Here is a 10,010-nt window from a genome sequence, read left to right as displayed (position 1 = left end):
GTTTCGGTGCCGGTAGGTACCACCAGCAAAATACCACCGCGTTCGTGGGCGCGCATGGAAACCGCCAGTTGTACCAGCAGGTTTGGCGAATCGTTCCACATATTCGGAGAACGAAAACCCATCATGGAATTTACCACCGACGGGCAGTCTCTTACTTTGGCACTTTCTTCATTCACTATTTTCACCTGGTCTCCTTTGAGCACAGCCACATTGACGAACTTACCAAAGCCATCGACGCGCCGGTGCTTGATCACCAGCATGCCCGGCTCTATCACTTCGAGTACAAAGCACAAGCCCGGGATTACGCGGGTAGTACCCCAGATGCGCAGCTCCCCTCCTTCTGTCCAGACACCCAAATGAATGCCCGAACGCTCCACGGCGGGCGCGAGCTTGGTAAGTGTACTGGCTGAAAGCGGCAACGTTTCTGCAAAAATAAGCGGGTGCTCAGCGTCGCTGGGCGGCAGGTATGCAATCGAAACTTTCGGTGACCTCCCCTCTTCTTTCCGTAAGCTCGCCCAAAATGTTGTGTCGACAATTGCTTCTATGGTCTTGCGGTCCGGCTTTGGCGCGAGGTCCTGCTCGTAGTACCTGCTTACCGCACTGTGGTGTTTTTCAAAGTGGCTGACAACTTGCTCTGCGATCTCACGGGCAGCTTTATAGGTAGTCGTCGGATATAACTCGCTTGCGTCGAAAGTGAATTCGGTATTCAGCATTGTGAAAGGATTAGACAGTCGGAGAAAAAGTGAAAGTTCCGGAGAGAACCTCGGTTTAGTACAAGAAACAAAGACGGCTTTGAAAAAGTTAGATCACGAAAAAAATTAAGGAATGTTTTGTTGGATCATGCAACCATTGAGTATTTTTTTTCACACATTATAAAAAAGAAGTACCCCAGGTTAGAAGTTTTTAATGATTGAGGCTGAGGTTATTCACTCAAAAAGATACCGCATAATCAATATTTTCCTGAAAAATATAACGTGCGCTTCCAACCAATTTACTTTTGACAGGATCATAGCAATATAAGCCGATCTGTTAGCCATGAAAATTTAAATTTTTGCTTTACCAGTATGATTAACGTCCTAGATTATCGAACTTGCCTGCATCAAACCCCCTTCTTTTCTCGTATTTTAAATCAAAGCAGTTAAAATTAAATTTTGTAATTGAAAAATACAGAAACAGTCTTTTGGAAAGTCTTACGCACAAATCCTGCCGGCTTTTCGTCCATCTCTCCTCGTACAAAGTTTTTAAGTAAGCGTTCGTAGTTCATTATTAAAGACTACTATTTTAAAAATTCAACGATATCAAGTGAACGCGTATATAGTTTTCGTGAGTTGGCGTGATTTACAGTTTAATGGTTCAATTATTTAGTGCAAGTGTGTGACTTGTCGAATACAATGAAATAAAGAAGAGGTCGTTTCAACTGGAACCCAGATTCATCCATCAACATAAAAAACTCGCTATCGAAACACTACTACGCTACACTAAAACTGTAAATTAATGAAAAGCATCTCCGTAGTAATTCCGAATTTTAACGGAAGGCACTTGTTCGAAAAATATTTCGAGACCAATTATAAAATCCTGAAAGGACTAGGGCCGGAGGTACAAATCATCGTTGTTGACGATGCATCTACAGACGACTCGGTTGCCTACCTGGAACAACACTACGGTGACAATATCACGATCATCCGTAAGGAAAAAAACTCAGGTTTTGCTAATACCTGTAATCTGGGTATCAGAAAAGCGGGCAATGATTTAATTTTCCTTCTGAACACCGACGTGACGCTTGAAGAAGGTTATTTTGAAAAGCTATATAAGTACTTCGAGCTTGAAGATACCTTCGGTGTAATGGGCCGGATTATCGGAATGGAAGATGATAACATCCTCGATGCCGCCCGCTCTCCCAAGATCCTGGGCCGGAAAATAAAGCCAAGCAATTTCTTCTATTTACAGGATTCCGATACACTTACTCCTACGTTTTACCTTTCAGGCGCCATTGCATTGATGGACACGCGCAAATTGAAAGCGATCAACGGATTTAACGAAATGTTTAATCCCTATTACGGAGAAGATCAGGAAATGTCCATCCGCGCGTGGAGACTGGGCTGGAAATGCTACTACGAACACAATGCAGTATGCCGCCACGAGGTATCTGCAACAACAAAAGGCCACAAGGATGCATATTCGGTCAAAAGGATTTATTTCCGCAACCGCTATTACATGCACCACCTCCACCTGCACGGTCTGGATCTGAACCTTTATCACTTACAGGTAATCCTCAGCGATGTGCTGCCGAGTCTGCTTACATTTCAGTTTTACAAAGCGGAAGCCTACCTGGATTTCCTGCGCAATATGAATGAACTGAAAATGAGAAAACGTGCATTCAAACGGCAGATGAAAGTGCACAAATCCAACATCGGCATTATCGATGTCATCGAAAACATACAGTACATGCTTAAATACAAGCAGGTTGTTAAATTGTAACCTGGGCTAGTACTTTTAAAAGGATAAGCATTAATTTGCATCCTCAACCGGAAACTTCTCAGTTTCCGGCTATTTTACTTTCGGGTGTACGCAATGTACACCATCCATTAAAGAATGAAAACATACTTCCGATTACTGTCATTTGCACAGCCAATTGCCAGATTTGCATTTCCTTACATTATCTGCACAGTCCTTGGTGTCATATTCAACACGCTAAACCTTGCCCTGCTGGCGCCTCTGCTCAGCACTTTATTCAATAATAATGATGAAGGTACCGCGCTGATTGCCAGGCCGGACAGCTGGTTTGACGTTCCTACTGCTCTTAACTACTTTGCCCAGCAGGCTAATCTGGAATACGGCCCACACGGTGCATTGCGCATTGTTTGCGGTGTGATCGTAATCTCGGTTCTTCTTTCCAATATCTTCAAGTACTTCTCGCAGCGGATCATGGAAAACCTGCGTATCCATACGCTGCTGAACCTGCGCAAGACAGTTTTCGACCACGTCATGAACCTGCATGTAGGCTATTTCAGCAATCAGCGAAAAGGCGATATTATATCGAAAATTGCGTCAGACGTACAGGTAGTGCAATTCTCTGTTACCGGTACTTTGCAGGTTGTTTTCAAAGAGCCACTGCAATTGATCGCTTACATTTTCATGCTATTTGCGACTTCCGTCAAGCTGACTTTGTTCGCGATTCTGGTTATCCCAGTTTCTGCCTTTCTGATCTCAAAAATTGTAAAACGCCTGAAAGAGCAGGCTGCATTGGCGCAGCATTATTTTGGTCTGATGATCAGCTACCTCGACGAAGCGCTTACCGGTGTGAAGATCATCAAAGCCTTCAACGCGACAGAGCAGATCAAAGAGAAATTCCATAGTGAAAACGTACGGTATTCGGAGCTTGGACGAAAAATGGCGCGCAGGCAGCAGCTGAGCTCTCCGGTGTCCGAATTCCTGGGTGTAGGTATGGTGGCCATTATCGTTCTCTACGGCGGTTCCCTGATCCTTGACAACCAGTCTGATCTGAGCGTCTCCAAGTTCGTCGCGTACATTGCGCTATTTTCTCAGGTAATGCGGCCCGCAAAGGCGATTACCGATTCATTCAGTACCATTCATGCAGGAATTGCCGCAGGTGAGCGCGTCTTGGAATTGATTGACGAAAAACCTGAAATCAACGACGCGCCAGATGCGATTGATCTGAAAGAGTTTAAAGAGGCGATCAAACTTGAAGACCTTTCCTTCTCCTATCCTGCCCGGCCCGTTTTGAACTCCATCAATGTGACGATCCCGAAAGGAAAAACGGTGGCACTCGTGGGACCTTCGGGAGGCGGTAAATCGACTTTAATGGACTTGCTCCCAAGATTTATAGAAGCACAATCCGGCAGAGTTACACTCGACGGTATCGACGTCCGAAAAATCAAACAGGAATCCCTTTGGGCGCTTTTCGGGTTAGTTAACCAGGAATCGATGCTTTTCAACGATACGATTTTCCAGAACATCGCATTCGGAAATCCGGACGCTACCATGGAGCAAGTGGAAGCCGCTGCGCGCGTGGCCAATGCACACGAATTCATCATGGATACGGAGCACGGATATTACAGTAACATCGGCGACAGAGGTATGAAACTGTCGGGCGGACAGAAGCAGCGGATCTGCATTGCCCGGGCTGTATTAAAAAATCCTCCTATTATGCTTTTGGATGAGGCTACCTCGGCACTGGATACCGAGTCTGAAAAGCTGGTACAGGAAGCATTGAACAACCTGATGAAAAACCGGACTTCACTGGTAATCGCGCACAGGTTGAGCACAATCCAGAATGCGGATATGATTTTGGTGCTGGATCAGGGGCAAGTTGTTGAACAGGGAAATCACTCGGAGCTCATCGCACACGAAGGGCTTTACAAACGACTGATTGACATGCAGACTTTTAACGAGTAGTTTAATAGTAACCAATTATGTTTAAAAAGAGAAATCTGGTTTCCCGGCTTTGGCTGAAACATACGGACAAAATCCGCTATAAACAGTATAAGTGGGAGCTGCGGAACCAGAAGCAACTGGCTTTTGCCAACTTCATAACAGACGCAGAAAAACTGACAAGCCCGGCAAAGATCATCAATTTCGCAAAACAGAACGGGAAGATCCGGCTGAGCCACAGCGGCAATGCAGGTGACGTAATATATGCATTGCCTACCATTGAAGCAATCCGTAAACTGACAGGTGCACGCATTGAACTTTACCTGCGACTCGGCCAGCCGCTGATCTTGTCTGGCTACAACACACACCCGCTGGGCAACGTAATGCTGAATGAGAAAATGGCAGAAATGCTCATCAAACTACTCCGGCCGCAACGATACATTGATCATATTGATATACATACCGATCAAACGATCGACATAGACCTGGATTACTTCCGCGCTGGCGGGATCCCGCTTGACAAAGGAAATATCGCACGCTGGTGCAGCTACCTTACCGGCGTAAATCCGGTGCTCTGGAAACCCTGGCTTGAAGTTGAACCGGACAGAAGCTACGAGAACAGCATCGTAATGGCAAGAAGCGAGCGGTACCGGAACTATACGATCAACTACAAATTCATGAACCAGTATGCTGATATCGTATTTATCGGCGTGGAATCTGAATACAAGGATATCAAGAAGACGATACCGAATATCCGCTGGGTGCAGGTGGATGATTTCATGCAAATGGCGGAGATTATCGCTGGTTGCAAGTTTTTCATCGGTAACCAGTCTTTCCCCTACTCCATTGCCGAGGGCTTGAAAGTTCCGCGCATTCTGGAAACATCATTTGAGGTAATTAATGTAGTGCCGGAGGGAAATGACGGATTTGATTTCTTTTTCCAGGAACACCTGGAATCGCTCGTGAGCACGCTCAACAACCCGAAGCAGCAGGAAAAAACAATTTAGGTACAGTCCCCGGAAAGTACCAGCCTACTCAAAGTCCTCAACGAATGAATCGTCCCGGAAACGTGGTAGTGGTGGTGCCCATTTACAAAACCACGCTGACGAATTATGAAGAAATTTCATTGCAGCAATGCGCGCGCGTGCTCGGCAACTACCCCATTATTGCTGTAAAACCGGAAAACCTGAACCTAGATCCCCTGCCCGGCAACGCAGTTTTCAAAGAGGCAATCAGTTTTGATCCTTCCTACTTTTCAGGAATACAAGGTTATAACCGGCTTATGATGAGCCAGGAGTTTTATGCCAAATTCCTTGAATACGAATTCATTCTCATTCACCAGCTTGACGCTTTTGTTTTCCAGGACGAACTAACCAAATGGTGCCAGAGCGGCTACGATTACATTGGTGCCCCCTGGCCCAAGCACCTGGAAGAGCCGGACATTATTAAAGCGCTCAAAACCAAGGCAATTACCTTTTACCACCAGTGGCGCAACATCCAGGAAGATGGACTACCGCACCCGCGCCAGTTTGATAACCAGGTGGGAAATGGCGGCTTTTCGCTGCGTAGGGTGCACAAATTTCATCGCATTGCGGGAGAAATGCGGGAGAAGATAGAAGCTTATCATCAGCGGACGGAGCACCAGTTTCACGAAGATGTGTTCTGGAGTATCGAAACAAACCGCGGGATCCCGCAGCTACGCATTCCCGAGTACAAGAAAGCGTATCAGTTTTCCATTGAAAATAATCCTGAGCGCGGCGTACGGTTCAACAAAGGTAAGCTCCCGTTTGGCTGTCACTCCTGGGACCATCATCTCGAGTTCTGGAAACCGTATATTGAAGCTTTCGGCTACAAGCTGGACTGATTTAAAGCCGCTTTTTCCAGACTCTCCAAAGATCTGCATACAACTTATACCATTTGCCTCCCGCAAAAATCCGCGACTTACGTGCTTTCCAGAGAATGCCAGCCAGGCGCTTGTAAGAACTTCCCTGGTCCAGTTGCCTGTTATGAAAAGCTTTGAATGCCCTCCGTTCGTAACGTAACAACTGAGACTCGTCCAACCCGTCTGTATTCACCGGTAAAATAGTGCTCCACTTTTCATGCACTTTCAGTATTGCCTCTTCCCAGTCTTTGGAAAATGCACCTTCGGAAAAGTGCCGCAGCAGAATTTCGTAGGTGACCGCCACTTCGTAGTTGGTACCTATTGCGAGTGAAAGATCAATGTCGTAGGCATGAAAGCCGGTTAGCAGCTTATCATCAAACGGATATTGTTCAGCAATGGACTTGCGGGTGCACATCCAGCAACCGTCTATACTTGCTACTTTCGACAATTTCTCGTTGCGCGGATTCCGGTAATCAAGGAATTCTTCTTTGCCGGAATATTTAAATCCCTGTAACAGGTTGCAGTAAAATGCTCCATTCAGTTCAAGATCTGCATTGTACCAACTGGAAGGCACAACAGACTTATACCCTCCTCCTGCAACGCCCAGCAAACCCAATTGTGCATTACCATCGAAAATAGACACGAGCTTCTGTCCCCAGTTCGCTGTAATCATTTCGATATCTTCATGCATGAAACAAATAATTTCATAGCGCGCCTGTCTGGTGCCCATGTTGTATATCTCGCAAATACCTTTTCTTAATACGTTATTGTCAAAAGCAAGGATTTCAAAAGGTACCCCGATGGTATTCTCTATACTTTGCTTCACCCGGGAGAGATCTTCCGGATTTACTGAACATATTACGATTGAAATCATTGCCTGCTGGTCTGGCGGATTGTGTTGGAAGTAAGTCCAAAATTAACGCTTTAAGTAGATCGTCCCCTACGCATGTTTTATAAACTAATTCCAATTCAACAGATCCAGATGAAACGTTTGCTCTTCCTTGTACTCCTTTTTACTGCTCAGGACGCTTTTTGTCAACTCAAACTCGCCCGCTTGTTCTCCGATCACGTCGTATTGCAACGCCAAAAACCAATTCCGGTTTGGGGCTGGTCGAAGCCGGGAGAAAAGGTCAAAGTAACCCTTGCTGGCCAGACTTCGGAGGGCAAAGCCGATGCGTCGGGTAAGTGGCAGGTCAGCTTCAAGCCCATCGAGGCAGGCGGCCCGCATACTATGCAGGTAACTGGTAAGTCCGGCAATGTAGTGGTCAATGACATTCTCATCGGAGAAGTCTGGCTTTGCTCGGGGCAGTCCAACATGGAATGGCCGGTTAGAGCTGCTAAGAATTATGAGGAAGAAAAGAAAGACGCCGAGTATCCTCAAATCCGCCATTTCCGGGTTGATCACCAGGTTTCCATGCAGCCGGAAAAAGATCTGAATGCGGGCGAATGGCAAATAGCTAACGCTGAGACAGTCGGCGCATTCTCTGCTATCGGATTTTTCTTTGCGCGTGAAATCAATAAAAAGCTGAACATACCGGTCGGCATTCTGCATTCTTCCTGGGGCGGCTCGCAGATCGAAGGCTGGATCAGTAAAGAAGCGATGCTCGAAGACGAAGAGCTGAAAAACTATGTGGCGACGATGCCAAAAACCTGGGAACAGGCGGACGTGGTCATGGACGCAAAGCTTCGCAAGCAGCTGTTCAAAAGCGCCTCTGTTTCGCCTTCGGCAGATGATGAAAAAAAATATATAACAGGCAATGCGGATTTCAGTTCCTGGCAAAAGACAGCAGATGCTGTCGGACAATGGGACTGGAAAGGTTCACAGGGATTTCGCGGCAAAGGTTATATGGCGAAAGAAGTGGACATCGCTTCGGATATTACAGCACAGCCTACTACCCTTTCCTTACCTGAAAATGATAGTCCGAACCAGATCTACATCAATGGAAAACTGGTGTACGAAGGTGAGATGAAAGGAACCAGGAAGATCAGCATTCCCGCAAATACCTGGAAAGCCGGGAAAAACCAGCTCGTGATTAGAATGGGCAATATGGTTGGACAATCATGGTTTGGACCCGGCTTCATGGGCTCGGCAAATGACCTGTACCTTGAAGCAGGATCAGGCAAAATAAACATGGCGAAAGATTGGTATTTCATGCCCTCATTTGCTGAAAAACACGAATACGCACATCTGGTCAATAATGTTGGCACTACCATTTACAATGCGATGATCGAGCCGCTGATCCCGTTTGCGATCCGCGGTACATTGTGGTACCAGGGCGAAACGAATGCACCCCGCGCCTACCAATACAGAAAATCGTTTCCGCTCATGATCAATGACTGGCGCAAGCGCTGGAAGGATGATTTTTCTTTTTACTGGGTACAGCTTTCCAGCTTTGGAAGTGAAAACGATAGTAACCAGGGCAGTGCCTGGGCTGAATTGCGCGAGGCGCAGAATATGACATTGAGCCTGCCCAAAACAGGGATGGCGGTATCAACTGACGTTGGAAATCCAAAAGATATTCACCCGACGAACAAACAGGACGTAGCCCACCGCCTCGCGACCAATGCGCTTAAACTTGATTACGGACAGAACATCCCCTACGCTTCTCCCATTTTCGACAAGGTTGTTTTCAATGACAAAAATGTGCAGGTCACTTTCAGGAATGCAGAAAACGGTTTGATGACGCGTGATAAATATGGTTATGTGAAAGGCTTTGAAATTGCCGGAGAAGACAAGGTGTTCCATTTCGCGCAGGCGGTGATTGAAGGGGATAAAGTAATCGTTTCCAATCCGACCAACAGTAAGCCAGTCTCAGTGAGATATGCCTGGTCCGACGCACCGGAAGATGCTAATCTGTACAGCAAAGACGGTTTTCCCGTGAGTGCATTCAGGAGTGATGATTGGAAGGGGCAGACGGTAGGGGTTGGGTTTGAGTGAATGACTGAATGCGTGAATGACTGAATGAGTGAATGACTGAATACCCTATGTCAAAATGATAGAATCAATTACCAAGAAATTTCTGTGGGTTGCTGTTTTTTCTTTATCTGTTTTTATCAGTTCCCGTTCTCTTTTTATTGAAGGTCCGGGAGATGAAAAAGAATGGCGGGAATACCTGGGTGGGCCGGATCGGAACCATTATTCTTCGCTTACCCAGATCAATCCTGGCAACGTGAAGCAGTTGCAGGTAGCGTGGACTTACTCCATGCCGGATTCCGGTCAGACGCAGGTTAACCCGATTGTAGTAGATGGTGTTTTGTATGGGGTAACTTCTACCGTGCAGGCTTTTGCATTGGATGCATTTACCGGAAAACAGCTTTGGATTTTTGGTGATAAATCAAAAAATGGCTCCAACACAAGTCGCGGACTTACCTATTGGAGCGAGGGAGAAGATAAGCGAATCCTGCACGCGATGGGCGAATTCCTGTATGCGCTGGATGCAAAAACGGGTAAACCCATTCAGACTTTCGGAGAAAATGGACGCATTGACCTGCACACCGGACTACCCGAGATAGCTGCTAAAAAGTACATGGTTTCAAATACTCCCGGGACCATTTTTGAAGACCTGATCATCATGCCGCTTCGCCTTTCAGAAGAATCCGATGCGGCACCCGGCGACCTGCGCGCATTTAATGTGCGTACCGGCAAGCTCGTCTGGACTTTCCATACAATTCCATATCCTGGTGAATTTGGCTACGAATCCTTCCCGCCTGATGCTTACAAAAACACCTATACCGG

Annotated in this window: 8 protein-coding genes; 6 read left to right on the top strand and 2 right to left on the bottom strand. The window is 46.5% G+C overall.

All coding sequences use genetic code 11. The annotated features are described in order from the left end of the window. Nucleotides 1–713: putative sensor domain DACNV-containing protein (locus ACTIE6_RS09235; protein ID WP_439556365.1), on the bottom strand; the 713-nt coding region annotated here is incomplete at its 3' end. A gap of 781 nt (nt 714–1,494) precedes the next feature. Here ACTIE6_RS09235 and ACTIE6_RS09230 point away from each other — a divergent pair. The 4 genes from ACTIE6_RS09230 to ACTIE6_RS09215 all read left to right on the top strand — a co-directional run bounded on the left by ACTIE6_RS09230 (nt 1,495) and on the right by ACTIE6_RS09215 (nt 6,256). Then, nucleotides 1,495–2,478: a glycosyltransferase family 2 protein gene (locus ACTIE6_RS09230; protein WP_439556364.1), complete on the top strand. Its 984-nt coding sequence runs from the start codon at nt 1,495–1,497 to the stop codon at nt 2,476–2,478. A gap of 114 nt (nt 2,479–2,592) precedes the next feature. Beyond that, complete coding sequence (locus ACTIE6_RS09225) at nt 2,593–4,416, top strand: ABC transporter ATP-binding protein (RefSeq protein WP_439556363.1); 1,824 nt, start codon at nt 2,593–2,595, stop codon at nt 4,414–4,416. Nucleotides 4,417–4,433: 17 nt separating this feature from the next. Beyond that, nucleotides 4,434–5,399: a hypothetical protein gene (locus ACTIE6_RS09220; RefSeq protein ID WP_439556362.1), complete on the top strand. Its 966-nt coding sequence runs from the start codon at nt 4,434–4,436 to the stop codon at nt 5,397–5,399. Between the two features lie 44 nt (nt 5,400–5,443). Beyond that, on the top strand, nt 5,444–6,256 hold the full coding sequence (locus ACTIE6_RS09215; protein WP_439556361.1) for a DUF5672 family protein: 813 nt from the start codon (nt 5,444–5,446) through the stop codon (nt 6,254–6,256). Nucleotide 6,257: 1 nt separating this feature from the next. On the opposite strand, the gene ACTIE6_RS09210 is transcribed toward ACTIE6_RS09215, so the two are convergent. Next, the gene (locus tag ACTIE6_RS09210; RefSeq protein ID WP_439556360.1) at nt 6,258–7,148 is read right to left on the bottom strand and encodes a glycosyltransferase; all 891 of its coding nucleotides are present in this window, start codon (nt 7,146–7,148) and stop codon (nt 6,258–6,260) included. Nucleotides 7,149–7,256: 108 nt separating this feature from the next. Here ACTIE6_RS09210 and ACTIE6_RS09205 point away from each other — a divergent pair, with 108 nt between their 5' ends. Together ACTIE6_RS09205 and ACTIE6_RS09200 are read left to right on the top strand one after the other, a co-directional pair. Continuing rightward, a complete protein-coding gene (locus tag ACTIE6_RS09205) occupies nt 7,257–9,212 on the top strand; it encodes a sialate O-acetylesterase (RefSeq protein WP_439556359.1) in 1,956 nt (651 codons plus the stop codon). Between the two features lie 55 nt (nt 9,213–9,267). Beyond that, on the top strand, nt 9,268–10,010 hold a 743-nt coding region (locus tag ACTIE6_RS09200), incomplete at its 3' end, for an outer membrane protein assembly factor BamB family protein (RefSeq protein ID WP_439556358.1).

Source organism: Dyadobacter sp. (assembly GCF_051859145.1).
In the GTDB taxonomy this organism is placed as follows: Bacteria; Bacteroidota; Bacteroidia; order Cytophagales; family Spirosomataceae; genus Dyadobacter.
This window is presented reverse-complemented; position numbering and strand designations above follow the sequence as displayed.